A 14,685-nucleotide genomic window follows, 5' to 3' on the forward strand; every position below is an offset into this window, starting at 1 on the left:
GGGATTAATAAATAAATGAAATCATTAATTAGCAATTTTCGCAATACTATATTAGATAATACACTAGTTAATTGGATTAGCAAATTAGTGATAGTTGATTAACGAATGACTAAAGTAACAAAAGGTTTGCCGTTACTACTACTTTAAATTTGAATTATACTTCTTTGTTGGATACTAACACTTAAAAAGTTTTCTATTGAAAAAGCAGCTACGCCTAATGCGGACGAGAGTGTGGATAACTCCGAAAAATCAATTTGTAAATCACTTCGTTGAAACCATAGAGCTTGGTTAGCTACTCTTGTATTCAAAGATTCCTCTAGCCACTTTTTAGAAGAGGCCATCCGATTACCAATAATCACTTGTTGTGGATTAAAGATATTAATAATGTTATTTATGCCTACACCTAAATAGTCCCCAGTTTGTTCAAATAGTTTGATAACCTCTTTATTGCCATTCTCTGCGAGAGTTAATAAATTATTTAAGTCGCCTTCTTTGTTAGAAGGGAGGGGGATATCTAACAGTCCAGCGTTATTGATTAATGCTTGTTCTGACGCATACAATTCCCAACAACCATCATTTCCACAACGACATTTAGAACCATTAACTTGTATTGTCATATGGCCAAGCTCACCAGAAAAACCATTGGACCCTTTATACAAAGAACCATTAAGAATAAGTCCGACACCTATTCCAATCCCAGCACTTACATAAATGATATTTTCAAACTCTTTTCCAGCACCAAATTTCTTCTCTCCGTAGGCACCAGCATTTGCCTCGTTTTCAATAATGACTGGAAGGTTATATTTTTTTTGTAAAATTGACTTTAAATTAACGTTTGTCCAGTTTAGATTTGGCGCTAGCAAAACTTCCCCACTATTATCAACTATTCCCGGTACACCAACACCGATTCCAACGATTCCGTGAGGGCTAGGTGGCACAGAAGAAATTAGGGAATCGATGGTGTTAAATAATTGTTCTTCAATTTCATTATAAGAAAGGTTCTTAAAAGTCATTACTTTCTCTTGAAAAATATTTCCGTCTAGGTCAGTTAAAACGCCAAGTAAGTAATTCACCCCTAGATCTATTCCTATCGAATAGCCAGCTGAATTGTTAAATAATAACATGACAGGTCTTCTCCCGCCGCTAGATTCACCTGGACCAGACTCATAGATTAAGTGATCCTCTAGTAATTCGCTCACTAAGGATGAGACAGTTCCTTTGTTTAAACCAGTTTGATTTGCAACAGCAGCCCTTGAAATAGGGGAGTTATTTTTAATTTTATCTAAAACTAAAGATTTATTGCCTTTTTTGACTACATGATGATTCCAAGTTTGATTAGCATCCATCTTCATTCCATTCAACTCTTTCTCTCTTTTTTTTCATTCTAACAAATAAAAACTTGATTAGATACAACTTCGTATTCAACTGATTTGAGTGTCTACCTAACTTTTGTGGAAAGAATTATAACGTCATTTTCCTATTTTTGGGAAAAACACAATTGAAAATCACAAAAATAGACGTAGAAAAAACTTTGTTCATCCACTAGACTAACAACTTCCTCTTTGCTATAATGAAAATGCATACAACAATCTGAATATTGTTGTTTCAAAAACTTGAGTTGGGGGAGATAAATAATGAGGAAAAAGAAAGCGTTTACAATTCTGTTATCCACTTTTGTTTTGTCTTTATTATTAGTAGGTTGTTCAGATTCAGGTAAAACATCTAGTGATACTGAAATAAAGTTTATGCATCTATGGCCCGAGGGGAGCTCTAAACAGCATCATGAAATTGTAAGTGAAATTATTGCTGATTTTGAAAAGGAACATGAAGGTGTCAAAATTGATTTAGAAGTGTTAAGCAATGAGCAATACAAAGATAAGTTAAAGGTTCTATCAACATCTAAAGAATTACCAGACGTTGGAATGACTTGGGCAGCAGGATTTTTAGAACCCTATGTAGGTGGTAATATGTTTGCTCCATTAGATGATCTTATTGATAAAGAATTAAGCGATACATTCATTCCAGGAACTGTAGAGGCTTATGCAATAGATGGGGTGACTTACGGTCTTCCACTAGAATTGAACATTGCGACAATATATTATAATAAAACTATGTTTGCAGAGCATAATCTCGAAGCACCAGAAACATTTGAGGAACTAGAAAATGTAATTAATGTATTTAAGGCAGATGGAATACAACCTATCGCTTTAGGTAACAAAGATCCTTGGACAGGTTCGTTATGGTATATGTATCTAGCAGACCGAATTGGTGGTGCTGAAGTCCTTAATAAAGCGATCGATAGATCCGGTACTTTCGAGGATCCAGCATTAATTGAAGCAGCAGAAAAAGTACAAAACCTTGTTGATATGGGGGCATTTGTCAAAGGATTTAATGGTCTTTCTGATGAAGAAGCGAAAAGTATGTTTATGAATGAACAAGCACCAATGTATTTAATTGCAACATGGGATTTACCAAATTACACAACAAATGAAGATGTACCTCAAGAATTTAGAGATTCTGTAGAGTATCTCAAGTTTCCAACTGTGGATGGAAAGGGAGATATGAATAGTTTTATTGGGGGACCTGGAGTTGGATTATTTGTTGCGGAAGATTCTGATGTAAAAGAAGAAGCTAAAGAATTTGCCGCATTTTTTGTTAAACAATGGGGCGAGAAATCTGTCACAAAAGCTGGCGTTATTCCAGCATCAAAAGTGGATGCTGGATCCTTAGACCTGCCACAAATGTATATCGATATATTGGATGAACTTAATTCAGCAAGCAATATTACTATGTTTGCTGACGTTCAAATGAGTCCAAGTGTAGCACAAGTGCATTTAGATGCGATTCAAGCACTTTTTGGGAATCAAATGACACCTGAAGAGTTTGCGAAAGCGCACGAAGAAGCCCTTTCGAAATAGTAAAAAGCATTCTGCATTGCGTAAAGTCAAATTAACAATGAAGAGGACATATCCTTAACATCGGATGGTCCTCTTCTACTTCATAAGATATGGGGTTGAGTGTAATGAATAAAGTAATGTCAAATAAGCTATATATAGCACTTTATATTTTACCAGCACTCCTGTTGATTACTGTACTAATATTTATTCCGTTAATCCTTACGGGGTACTATGGATTAATGGACTGGGACGGCATTGGTGCAATGAAATTTATTGGATTAGAAAATTATATTAATGGGATTAAGGATCTCAAATTTTGGAGTAGTGCTTATCATTCGTTTTTACTAGCAATTTTCTCAACAATGAGCTTAGCGCTATATTTGTTAGTTTCATTAATATTGGCATCCAAAATAAAAGGCGCTGATTTACTGAGGAAAATATACCTGATTCCGATGCTTTTATCTTCAGTTGCAATCGCTCAACTTTGGATAAAAGTATATAATCCGTCGAATGGTATTTTAAATGCTATTCTTATCAAGATAGGGATTGATAATCCACCCGCGTGGTTGGCCGAGCCTTCACTAGTATTATTTGCTATTTTCATACCAATTTTGTGGCAATATGCTGGGTTTTATATTTTGATTTACTATGCAGCACTTAAAAATATTCCTGAGTCGATGATAGAGGCAGCGAAAATTGATGGTGCATCTGCTTTTCAAATTGCCCTTAGGATTAAGTTACCTCTAATTAAAGAAGTAGTAAGCGTCACGGTCGTATTAGCTATTGTTGGATCACTAAAGTACTTCGATTTGATTTATGTTATGACTGGTGGAGGACCAAATGGAGCGAGTGAGGTCATGGCGTCCTATATGTATAAATTAGCTTTTTCAAGTTATGATTTTGGATATGGAAGTGCCATTGGATTCTTATTGTTGATCATTACCTTAGTAGTAACGTTAGTTGTTCGGAAATTTACTACTTCCAACGAGCCAATAGAATATTAGAAGGAGGTTTATGATATGGGGCGCATTGGTTACTTTTTTCTTTACGTTTGTCTAGCAGTTGTAGCATTATTCCAGATACTCCCAATAATGTGGCTTTTCATTTTCTCATTAAAAGATAATAAAGAGATATTTGCTGGATCGCCATTTGCTCTACCGTCGGAGTTTAGATGGGAAAACTACCAAAAGGTTTGGGATGGTGGAATAGGCATTTATTTCTTCAATAGTGTTTGGATTACTGGTCTAGCGATTATCCTAACAGTATTGTTTGCGAGCATGGCGACTTTCGCAATTACAAGAATGAAATGGAGGTTAAGCGGTTTCGTATTGGGATTGTTTATGGTTGGACTAATGATTCCAATACACTCTGCTTTGATACCACTTTTCAGTATGTTCTTAAGCGTAGACTTAATTGATAATCCTTTCGCTGTTGTCATTACATATACGGCTTATAATTTACCAATCACAATGATGATATTACTCGGCTTTTATTACACATTACCTCGTGAAATAGAAGAAGCCGCAATTATAGATGGATCTTCAGTTCATCGATTGTTTTTCCAAATTATTCTTCCAATGACTGTACCAGTAATGTCTACTACTGTGGTTATTAATATGATTTATAATTGGAATGAATTTGTATTTGTAAATACGTTTATAAGTTCAGAAAAATATAAAACATTAACAGTAGGTATTCAAAACTTTATTGGGCAATATATGACAGACTGGGGAGCAATCGGAGCAACGTTAATCATTAGTGTGTTACCAATTATTCTTGCATTCATCTTCTTTAGTAATAAAGTCGTTGAAGGGATTTCTGCTAGTGCAGTGAAAGGGTAATAAGTGTATGGCACATAAAAAACTTCACACAACGGGGGATTGAGTTGCTCCGTTGTGTGAAGTTTTTTTCGTGAAAATAGTCGTTAATTCTCGATATTAACGGGATTGCCATTTTTCTTATTCGTTTTATTAAAAGCATGTAAACTGATCCACATTGTTATGTATGCATATGAACTTCCACCAAATATGAATGCCAAGGCAGGAAAACCTTTCATAATAAAAAAGAGTGGTACAAGACAGAGTATTATCAATAAACTATTGAAGGGGTTTATTAACATAATAAAAAAGCTGTTTTTCATAACATATTGTACTTTTATATCGTAATGAACAAAGGCAGGAAAGATATAAAATAATAACATAATGAAAAGTAACATAAATGCAAATAAAGGTATATATGTCCATGTTAAATCCCCATTAGTATTACTTTGAATGTAAATAATATCAATCGTAATTAAGAAGATTATTATACTAATAAATATTCCCAAAAGATTGCTTTTTAAGAAGTCTCTCCGATAGTATTCCCAAAAGGCTTTTAAAATTGGCTTTTCTGTATTTCCTTTTAACCATTCTCTGGTTATTGCAAACATTGCTATAGTAGCTGGGAAAAAGCCGAAAATTATTCCGCCTGCTAATGAAAAAAGTATCCACAATAAATTTAAATAGGCAAACCTTGTTATCCATTCAAAAACGTTATAAATAAAGCCACTAGTAGGATTCATTGACAACCACCCTTATTTCCTGACTTATAGAATAAGCCAATCTCATTATTTAATAGAAAGAGGAATCATTAAAAGCATACACTACTCGTATAAAAAGTTCATCATTTCCAGTGATAAATGCAATCAGTTTTATAGTTGAAAACTTTGTTTAACTAATAGACAAACTAATGATTTGTGTTATAATTACAAATGTAAGCCTTTACATTCGCTGTTGCTTTGTAACATAAAAAATCTAGGAGGTACAAACAATGACTTATTTCCTAAACATTGACAAGATTAAATTCGAGGGTTCATTATCAACAAATCCATATGCATTTAAATTTTATAATCCCGAGGAAAAAATCGGTGATAAAACAATGGAAGAAATATTACGCTACGGAGTCTCGTATTGGCATACATTTACGATGAATGGCTCAGATCCATTTGGCGGAGGCAACATGATTCGCTCGTGGGATAAGTTTAGTGGTATGGATTTAGCTAAAGCCCGCGTAGATGCTTCATTTGAATTTTACGATAAAATTGATGTACCATTTTTCTGTTTCCATGATATTGATATAGCACCAGAGGGTAGCAGTTTAAGAGAGTCTAATCAAAACTTAGATACAATTGTAAGTATGATCAAAGACTATATGAAAGATAGTAAAGCAAAATTACTTTGGAATACGGCGAATAACTTTACACACCCACGATTTGTTCATGGTGCTGCCACTTCAAGTAGTGCAGATGTATTTGCTTATTCTGCAGCTAAAGTGAAAAAGGGATTAGAAATCGGTAAGGAACTTGGTGCAGAAAACTACGTATTCTGGGGTGGCCGCGAAGGTTATGAAACACTTCTGAATACAAACATGAAGCTGGAGCTGGATAACTTAGCACGTTTCTATAATATGGCTATTGACTACGCCAAAGAAATTGGCTTTGATGCCCAATTTTTAATTGAACCTAAGCCAAAAGAGCCTTCAACACATCAATATGATTATGACGTAGCTACTGCACATGCATTCTTGCAAAGTTATGGTCTTGAAGATCATTTCAAGTTCAATATTGAAGCAAACCACGCGACATTAGCGGGACATACATTTGAACATGAACTTCACTATGCACGCATTAATAATATGCTGGGTTCAGTTGATGCAAACCAAGGGGATCCACTTATCGGATGGGATACAGATGAATTCCCTACGGATTTATGGTCAACAACACTTGCAATGTATGAAATTCTTAAAAATGGCGGACTTGGTAGGGGCGGCCTAAACTTCGATGCGAAAGTAAGAAGAGGTTCATTTGAGCCAGAAGATTTATTCCATGCACATATTGCTGGAATGGATGCTTTTGCAGTAGGTTTAAGGGTGGCACAAAATTTAATTGATGATAAGGTCTTGGAAAGTATAGTCGAAAATCGCTACCAGAGTTACACTGAAGGTATTGGACTTGCTATTGTTGAAGGGAAAACAGACTTCCGTAAACTGGAAGAGTATGCTTATGGTTTATCAGATATTAAACAGACATCTGGTCGCTTAGAACAAATTAAAGCAACAATCAATCAATACTTATTGAAAGCTTTCGCTAACTAATTAAGTTTTGAATGGCAGGAGAGATGTAGCTATGAAGTATGTAATAGGGATAGATTTAGGAACAAGTGCTGTTAAAATTTTACTCGTCAATCAACATGGTGCTGTTGTTCAAGAGGTATCGAAATCCTACCCACTAATTCAAGAGAAAACGGGATATAGTGAGCAAAACCCTAAAGATTGGGTGGATCAGACTGTATCGGGGCTTCTGGATCTTTTGAAGGATTTCGATGGGGATCCAGAAGATATTGAAGGCATTAGTTTTTCTGGGCAAATGCATGGACTTGTTTTGTTAGATGAAAATAATGAAGTATTACGTCATGCGATTCTCTGGAATGATACAAGGACAACAGCGGAGTGCAAGCGAATTTATGAAGTCGTTGGAGAAAAGCGTTTGTTATCTATTACAAAAAACCACGCATTAGAAGGATTCACTTTACCAAAAATAGTATGGGTTAAAGAACATGAGCCAGAGTTATTTAGTAAGGTTAAGACGTTTGTTCTTCCAAAAGATTACTTGCGTTACAAGCTTACAGGTAAATTACAAATGGAGTACTCTGATGCAGCTGGAACACTTCTATTGGATGTCAGTAAAAAAGAATGGAGTACAGAACTCTGTGAATTACTAGATATTGATACCAGTCTTTGTCCACCATTAGTTCACTCCTATCAGGAAGTAGGTAAGATAACATCTGAATTTGCAGAATCTACTGGTCTTGCCAACTCTACACGTGTATTTGCAGGTGGTGCTGATAATGCTTGTGGTGCTATTGGTTCAGGGATTTTAGAGGATGGAAAAACACTTTGTAGTATTGGGACATCTGGTGTTGTTTTGTCTTATGAAGAAAGTCCTGATAAAGATTTTCAAGGAAAGGTTCATTACTTTAATCATGGTGCTCCCGACGCGTTTTACTCAATGGGTGTTACTCTGGCTGCGGGTTATAGCTTAACTTGGTTTAAAGATGTTTTTGCGGGGGACGAATCTTTCGATGATTTACTAGCCGATGTTGGGTCTGTCCCTGTTGGATCTAATGGACTGGTATTTACTCCTTATTTGGTGGGTGAAAGAACACCACATGCAGATGCCGCAATTCGTGCAAGTTTTATTGGAATGGACAGCTCACATCAAAGAAAAGATTTTGTTCGAGCAATTCTCGAAGGGATTACATTTTCGCTAAATGAAACTATTGATATTTTTCGTCAAAATGGTAAACCAATCGATACGGTCATATCAATTGGTGGTGGTGCGAAAAATGAAGATTGGCTTCAGATGCAGGCTGATATTTTCGATGCTGATATTGTTAGACTTAAAAGCGAACAAGGACCAGGTATGGGGGCAGCCATGTTAGCAGCTTATGGATGTTCATGGTTTGATTCATTGAAGGATTGCGCGAATGAGTTCTTGAAGGAAGATAAACGATTTCATCCCAATAAAACTAATGTGGAAAAATATAAAAAGATGTTCGCTATTTATCAGGATATTTACGGTCAAACAAAAGATATTAATCGAAGGCTTTTAGAATTCCGTAGGTAGTCCTTTTAAATAAGAGTCTAAACTAGTTAGTTAGGACTCTTATTTATAGAAATACTAGTAACTATTCTGCATAACGGTGAAGAAGTTAATGACAAACATAACAGCTAAGTGTGAAATTCTGACATAAAAGTCACTGATGAGATCTAACAAGAACAAGTGAATCCAAATAGGATAGAACTATTATATACAGTTTGAAGCATGTTCACCGAAGTTTTGCGGAAATGAAATGGATATGATTTGTTCGTAAAAGAGTGAATAATTAATATTATCGTGAGTGCCAAAACGGCTTTTATTAATTAGTATACGTATTAAAGCTTTTGTTCTTGTATTTCAAATCTGTTGTTATAGGCTTTGTTAAAAAATACTTGGATAAGTGGAGTGAGGAAAAATGAATTATCGTCAAATTGGCAATACAGATTTAAAGGTAAGTGAGCTCAGCTTTGGTACTTGGGCAATTGGCGGAGCTTGGGGAAGAACGAATGATCTAGAAGCATTGAAAGCTTTAGACCACGCAATAGGAAAAGGTGTAAACTTTTTCGATACGGCAGATGTTTATGGAGATGGCCATAGTGAGGAACTTTTAGCGAAAGCAACCAAAGGAAAACAATCTGAAATTCATATAGCAACTAAATTCTGTCGAGCAGGGGATGTACATGACCCTAAAACATACTCAATGGAAAGTGTTACAAAGTATTGTGAAGACAGCTTAAGACGACTTAATCGCGATCAACTTGATTTGTTTCAAATTCATTGTCCACCAATGGAGATTTTAAAGAATGGTCAAGTGTTTGAAGTACTTGATCGTTTAAAGGAACAGGGGAAAATTCGCTATTATGGTGTTAGTGTTGAAACTGTTGAAGAGGGTTTATTCTGCCTGGAGCAACCTAATGTTAGTGCATTGCAAGTCATATTTAACCTATTTCGTCAAATGCCGTTAGAAGCACTATTTCCGCAAGCAAAGGAACAGGGGGTTGGTATTCTCGCGCGGGTTCCACTAGCAAGTGGATTATTAACAGGGAAATTTAAAGCCAATTCACAGTTTGAAATAGATGATCATCGTAATTTTAATCGAGATGGAGAAGCATTTAATATTGGAGAAACATTTGCAGGGGTAGAATTTGCAAAGGGTATAGAGTTAAGTGACAAACTTACTTGGATAGCTGAAAATAGAGGGAATATGACACGGGCGGCACTCAAGTGGATTTTAGAACACGATGCAATTTCTTGTGTAATACCTGGATTTAAAAGCGTTGCTCAAGTAGAAGATAACTTGCAAGCTGTAAACGTAGAAAGTTTTACGGAAAAGGAAATGACCAAATTGGCGGAATTTTACAAGGATGAAGTGCAACGGGAAATTAGAGGGGCGTATTGAGTTTGTATTGAGGCTGTAAAAAGCGTCTATGCTTGTTTCAGCAGAAACTTTTACTAATACATTGGTTATCACAAAAATGCCAAAGGGAAAATTCCTTAGGCATTTTTACATTACTTTGTTTTACTGGAACTGCATCATATTTATGTTTATGTGTAGTTGCAAAAACGGAATCATCTAATCGCAAGGCGTATGTAAGTATTAATGTGGTACTATTAATTTTGACATAATAATCTAAAGTGAAAATGTTTTTCGAAAAAGGTAAAGAGGTGCTTTGATGATCAATCAATTACGTAAAATTTATTCTTCACTTCTTGTATATTCTGAGAGAAAGGATAACCTAGACCGTACATATAAGTGGTTTGTGACAGACGACAATGAAATTATTGGTATTAGTGAAGAAGAATTAACTTCCAAAGATGTATCATTATTAACTACTTTCTTATTGCCATATAATATAAACTTACCATTACCTACCGCTGAAGAACAAAAGTGGAGAAACACAGTTCATTCGACTGAAGTAAATCCTAACTTTGAAATTAAAAATCCCTATCGCTTTATTTACTTTTCAATCAAAAAAAATCAAATTGACCCAATTATATTTAAAGATGCCATTCAAGAACTATTTGCAAATCCAGTTCCTATTCTATGGGAAAATGGACATGAAGGGATTATTATAGAAGAACAGACAGTCTATGAAGATAGCATCTCTTTTGAAGAGATTAAAGATATACTCATGAGCGATTTATACGTGAAAATCAACTTCTTTATAGGATCTTATAAAGACGGTTTGGAGGACATCGCTCAGTATTATCACTCATTAATAAATGCGGCTAAGAAAGTATTTATATATACGAATAAGACAGTAGTAACGTATATTGATGCTGTGCCCTATCTACTTATCAATCAAACAGAATCAGATTTACGTTCCGATATTGGCAAAACTATTTTACAAGAATACATAAACGATGAAGAAACACTGAAAATGATTGAAACGTTTCTTCAATGTAATTTAAATATATCGGAGACTGCAAAAGTATTACATATGCACCGAAATAGCCTACAATATCGGTTGGATCGTTTTTTTGAAAAGACGGGGATTGATGTCCGACAATTTCATCATGCAATGACAGTTTACCTGGCACTTTTAGCCAGAAAGTAACTCCATTTGTTCGGAAACACCGTTCATAGTAAATATGCACGAATACTGTCCAGATCTTTGTGCATATTCACCATTACTCAAATAGTGTAAATATTGTATTCTATTAATAGTAGATGAAAGCACTTACATACACTGGAGGGAATAAAATGGCAGACTTGAAATTGGTAAATATAAGAAAAGTATATGATAAAGATGTTGTTTCTGTTAAAGATTTTAGTTTGGAAATTAGAGATAAAGAATTTTTAGTATTAGTTGGTCCATCAGGTTGTGGAAAATCAACAACACTTAGAATGATTGCTGGTTTGGAAGAAATATCAGGAGGAGATCTTTTCATCGGTGGTAAAAGAGTGAACGATGTCCCACCAAAAGATCGTGACATTGCTATGGTTTTCCAAAACTATGCATTATATCCACATATGGACGTTTACAATAATATGGCATTTGGTTTGAAGCTACGTAAATTTAAAAAAGATGAAATAAAAAAACGTGTTGATAATGCGGCTAAAATTTTGGGACTTGAGGACCTCTTAAATCGTAAACCAAAGGCACTTTCAGGTGGACAGCGTCAACGTGTTGCTTTAGGACGTGCTATTGTACGTGATGCCGAAGTATTCTTAATGGATGAGCCATTATCTAACTTAGATGCTAAGTTACGCGTACAAATGCGCGCGGAGATTCAAAAGTTGCACAGGCGCCTGCAAACAACAACTGTTTATGTAACCCATGACCAAACGGAAGCGATGACAATGGCCACGCGCCTCGTAGTAATGAAGGATGGATTTATTCAGCAAGTAGGAGCCCCTAAAGAAGTTTACGATGAACCTAACAATGTTTTTGTTGGTGGTTTTATTGGTTCTCCAGCAATGAACTTCTTAAACGGTAAACTAGAAGAGAATCATTTTGTCATGGGAGATGTAAAGGTTCTGGTACCCGAGGGTAAAATGAAATATCTTCGCGAGCAAAACTATATTGGTAAAGATATCATTCTAGGAGTTCGTCCAGAAGATATTCATGATGAACCGTTATTCCTTGATTTTTCTCCTGAAACAAAAATCAGGGCTTCGATTGAAGTTGCTGAATTAATGGGAGCCGAGATTATACTTTATTCTAAAGTAAATGACCAAGACTTTGTTGCACGTGTAGATGCGCGTTTCAATGTTGTGGCTGGAGAAACAATCGACTTAGCATTTGACCTTAATAAAGCACACTTTTTCGATAGCGAATCAGAATTACGAATTAAATAAGATTAAAAAGTAAAGCCACTAAGGGAATTAATTTTCCTTTAGTGGCTTTGTATTTGGATTCTTTGATGTTGAAAATGGTTGCCAAACACCACCTATATATCTATTTAACATCTTATCTACAAACACTACTTATTGTCGATCATAAAACTCATCTACCGGAACAAATAAACCGACTTTTCCATGTGTTTCATGATCTAACGTGGCGAAAACAATGCCAATCACCAGCCCCTTGCTATTAAATACGGGGCTACCGCTATTACCTCGATAAACCGGTGCCTTCATCATAACGACAGGTACATCCCAATCTGGTAGCTGGATATAATCAATTATCGTACCTTCATTTGCAATGCCCTTAAAACTTAAAGGATTACCAATAAAGTTTATGGCTTCATTAGCTGTAAAAGTCGTTTTTTCAGCGAGTTCTAAATGGGGTAGGTCTTGTCCATTGACTTTTAATACAGCAAGATCGACTGATGGATAGGTATATACAACTTCTGCCGTAAAACGTCCTTCTACTGGGAAAAAGACATTTACTGTGTCGGTTCCTTCGACAACATGATAGTTTGTTAGAATAGTTCCGTCACTCGAAATGGAGAAACCTGTGCCTTTGCTTTCAGCGGATTGAATAACAACAACAGATTTCTTATAGGTACCAATGTTTTCTTGCTTCGATAATTTTGAGGAAGTTTGTAAGAATTCAATGGCTGGGATTGAATACACTTCAAAAATGATCGCAAATGTGTTGAAAACCATCACAATGGAGATAAGCCAAAATAGCCATTTTGGAAATGGGCGTTTCGTTTTGGGGTTTGTTTTTTCTTGCGCCTCTCTATAAAGGACCTCCTGTTGTGCTTCTAATACCAGTGCTTGTAGCTCTTCATCATCAATTTCCTCATTTGAATCAACGTCTTTAAAATCAGGCGGTTGTTTTTCATTCGAATTCATGCACGCACACCCTAACTATTAAATACATTTCGTTATAGTTCATTATAGCAAAGGAAAGAATACAACATTTTTTCTTTTATTTGTTTGTCATCATTTATTAAGTCAGAACATATAATGAATGGTTCAATGACATTTAGATGGAAGAATGAATATTGTCCAAGCGTATTTTTCTTACACAATTATTTAGTAAAAGGGGAATGAGATATGAGCAGAGAAAAGCAGAGAATGTTGGTCCTTTCTATAGCATTAGCACTTGGGATTGGCGGAGTGATGCCATCTTATACTTTCGCAGCGGTGGAACAAACTGGATCACACTTTCAAATTGGACAGATTGTCAAAGGGACAGTCGTTGAAAATTGGGGTAATGAAATAATCGTTAAAGGTGATAGCGGTGAACGCTACCATGTAGGATTGCATACTTTTACTGAGGAGAAAATCCAGGCGATGAATTTCTCAGTTGGAGCTTTGGTGCAAATCGAAGGAGAAGTCCTGGAAAGCATTGCGGATTTTTATAGCTTTGACTACTTTGTTAAAAATCTACCGCTCGGGGTGACAAAAGATGAAATTAAAAAGCTTGAACTTCTTTACAATGAGGTAATGACTTTAGAAAAGGATGAGTTATGGGAGGAGGCAGGAGAACTATGGGTGCAAATTAATCGAATAACCAATCCATATTATCTTGCAAATTGGGAGCCTGAAGCATTTGACGTCTATATAAGTATGTTTGAATATCCATTTACGGCTAATGACCTGCTGCAAATGGAAGAACTATATTATCAATGGGTTTCACTTGCAAAAAGTGGGGCGGAGATAGAATCTGGCGTTAAATTAGATCAGTTTTTTGAAATTGTCAATACTTATTATGTAGAGCCCACATTTGAAGAGTATATTATAGATTTAGGTACGACTATTTCCAAAACAGATTTTCCGGTGATAAAGAAATTATATGAGGATGCTCGCCAGGCTAGTAGTGATGGAGACGATCAACTGGCGATGGATAAATGGGAGGCATTTGACTCCGTGATGCGTCCGTATTATCGCGCTGCCAATCCAATGCCCACATTTGATGAACAAATGGCTTATTATGATTTCGAAGTATCTAAGGAAGATCTTTCTAAACTACAAAAAATTTATACTGGCATCATTGACTTGGAGCTTAATGGTAAATATGATGAAGTAGATAGTCAATGGGAGTCATTTTATAGCATTTTGGAGCCGTATTTCTCAATGAATGTAAATATCCCATTCCGTGCCACACAAGTCATAATCAACGGCGAGACTTTTCAAAGATAAAACGTATGTTAAAATGCCTATCGTTTCGGTAGGCATTTTTGTGTTGTCTTAAATATAACGTAAATATTTCTAAAGCATTGAAAATTAGTTTTAGGTAGACGTCTGTGTAAAGC

General features: G+C 35.6%; 12 protein-coding genes. 9 read left to right on the forward strand and 3 right to left on the reverse strand.

The features are described 5' to 3' along the window. Positions 1–143: 143 nt before the first annotated feature. On the reverse strand, positions 144–1,346 hold the full coding sequence (locus tag H7992_RS11605) for an ROK family transcriptional regulator (protein WP_067213924.1): 1,203 nt from the start codon (positions 1,344–1,346) through the stop codon (positions 144–146). A 288-nt stretch (positions 1,347–1,634) separates the two neighbouring features. On the opposite strand from H7992_RS11605, the gene H7992_RS11610 reads away from it, so the two are divergent. The 3 genes from H7992_RS11610 (at position 1,635) to H7992_RS11620 (ending at position 4,738) form a co-directional block, all read left to right on the forward strand. Next, positions 1,635–2,918 carry an extracellular solute-binding protein gene (locus H7992_RS11610; RefSeq protein WP_067208771.1) on the forward strand — a complete coding sequence of 428 codons (1,284 nt, stop codon included), beginning with the start codon at positions 1,635–1,637 and terminating at the stop codon, positions 2,916–2,918. A gap of 104 nt (positions 2,919–3,022) precedes the next feature. Continuing rightward, entirely contained in the window at positions 3,023–3,901 is an 879-nt protein-coding gene (locus tag H7992_RS11615; RefSeq protein ID WP_187047656.1) for a carbohydrate ABC transporter permease, read from the forward strand. 15 nt (positions 3,902–3,916) lie between these two features. Further along, entirely contained in the window at positions 3,917–4,738 is an 822-nt protein-coding gene (locus H7992_RS11620) for a carbohydrate ABC transporter permease (RefSeq protein ID WP_187047657.1), read from the forward strand. An 83-nt stretch (positions 4,739–4,821) separates the two neighbouring features. Here the strand turns inward: H7992_RS11620 and H7992_RS11625 are convergent, their stop codons facing one another. Beyond that, positions 4,822–5,457, reverse strand: a complete 636-nt coding sequence (locus tag H7992_RS11625) for a YesL family protein (protein WP_187047658.1) — start codon at positions 5,455–5,457, stop codon at positions 4,822–4,824. Positions 5,458–5,705: 248 nt separating this feature from the next. On the opposite strand from H7992_RS11625, the gene xylA reads away from it, so the two are divergent. From xylA to H7992_RS11650, 5 genes are all read left to right on the forward strand, one after another. Further along, positions 5,706–7,028 (forward strand): xylose isomerase, encoded by a 1,323-nt coding sequence (gene xylA, locus H7992_RS11630; RefSeq protein WP_187047659.1) that lies wholly within the window; start codon positions 5,706–5,708, stop codon positions 7,026–7,028. 31 nt (positions 7,029–7,059) lie between these two features. Next, the gene (gene xylB / locus H7992_RS11635) at positions 7,060–8,559 is read left to right on the forward strand and encodes a xylulokinase (protein WP_187047660.1); all 1,500 of its coding nucleotides are present in this window, start codon (positions 7,060–7,062) and stop codon (positions 8,557–8,559) included. Positions 8,560–8,947: 388 nt separating this feature from the next. Then, the gene (locus tag H7992_RS11640) at positions 8,948–9,931 is read left to right on the forward strand and encodes an aldo/keto reductase (RefSeq protein WP_187047661.1); all 984 of its coding nucleotides are present in this window, start codon (positions 8,948–8,950) and stop codon (positions 9,929–9,931) included. A gap of 274 nt (positions 9,932–10,205) precedes the next feature. Beyond that, the gene (locus H7992_RS11645; protein ID WP_187047662.1) at positions 10,206–11,090 is read left to right on the forward strand and encodes a PucR family transcriptional regulator; all 885 of its coding nucleotides are present in this window, start codon (positions 10,206–10,208) and stop codon (positions 11,088–11,090) included. Positions 11,091–11,236: 146 nt separating this feature from the next. After that, positions 11,237–12,334, forward strand: a complete 1,098-nt coding sequence (locus tag H7992_RS11650; protein ID WP_067208792.1) for an ABC transporter ATP-binding protein — start codon at positions 11,237–11,239, stop codon at positions 12,332–12,334. 129 nt (positions 12,335–12,463) lie between these two features. Here the strand turns inward: H7992_RS11650 and H7992_RS11655 are convergent, their stop codons facing one another. Next, on the reverse strand, positions 12,464–13,279 hold the full coding sequence (locus H7992_RS11655; protein ID WP_187047663.1) for a S1C family serine protease: 816 nt from the start codon (positions 13,277–13,279) through the stop codon (positions 12,464–12,466). A 204-nt stretch (positions 13,280–13,483) separates the two neighbouring features. Between H7992_RS11655 and H7992_RS11660 the strand changes: the two genes are divergently transcribed. After that, complete coding sequence (locus H7992_RS11660; RefSeq protein WP_187047664.1) at positions 13,484–14,572, forward strand: hypothetical protein; 1,089 nt, start codon at positions 13,484–13,486, stop codon at positions 14,570–14,572. Positions 14,573–14,685: the final 113 nt, after the last annotated feature.

The sequence above is a fragment of the Sporosarcina sp. resist genome, assembly GCF_014302295.1.
In the GTDB taxonomy this organism is placed as follows: domain Bacteria; phylum Bacillota; class Bacilli; order Bacillales_A; family Planococcaceae; genus Sporosarcina; species Sporosarcina psychrophila.

What these genes read in the sequence shown, in the direction of transcription:
- H7992_RS11605 (WP_067213924.1), bottom strand. Translation starts at nt 1,346, where the DNA reads ATGGATGCTAATCAAACTTGGAATCATCATGTAGTCAAAAAAGGCAAT.
- H7992_RS11610 (WP_067208771.1), top strand. Translation starts at nt 1,635, where the DNA reads ATGAGGAAAAAGAAAGCGTTTACAATTCTGTTATCCACTTTTGTTTTG.
- H7992_RS11615 (WP_187047656.1), top strand. Translation starts at nt 3,023, where the DNA reads ATGAATAAAGTAATGTCAAATAAGCTATATATAGCACTTTATATTTTA.
- H7992_RS11620 (WP_187047657.1), top strand. Translation starts at nt 3,917, where the DNA reads ATGGGGCGCATTGGTTACTTTTTTCTTTACGTTTGTCTAGCAGTTGTA.
- H7992_RS11625 (WP_187047658.1), bottom strand. Translation starts at nt 5,457, where the DNA reads ATGAATCCTACTAGTGGCTTTATTTATAACGTTTTTGAATGGATAACA.
- xylA (WP_187047659.1), top strand. Translation starts at nt 5,706, where the DNA reads ATGACTTATTTCCTAAACATTGACAAGATTAAATTCGAGGGTTCATTA.
- xylB (WP_187047660.1), top strand. Translation starts at nt 7,060, where the DNA reads ATGAAGTATGTAATAGGGATAGATTTAGGAACAAGTGCTGTTAAAATT.
- H7992_RS11640 (WP_187047661.1), top strand. Translation starts at nt 8,948, where the DNA reads ATGAATTATCGTCAAATTGGCAATACAGATTTAAAGGTAAGTGAGCTC.
- H7992_RS11645 (WP_187047662.1), top strand. Translation starts at nt 10,206, where the DNA reads ATGATCAATCAATTACGTAAAATTTATTCTTCACTTCTTGTATATTCT.
- H7992_RS11650 (WP_067208792.1), top strand. Translation starts at nt 11,237, where the DNA reads ATGGCAGACTTGAAATTGGTAAATATAAGAAAAGTATATGATAAAGAT.
- H7992_RS11655 (WP_187047663.1), bottom strand. Translation starts at nt 13,279, where the DNA reads ATGAATTCGAATGAAAAACAACCGCCTGATTTTAAAGACGTTGATTCA.
- H7992_RS11660 (WP_187047664.1), top strand. Translation starts at nt 13,484, where the DNA reads ATGAGCAGAGAAAAGCAGAGAATGTTGGTCCTTTCTATAGCATTAGCA.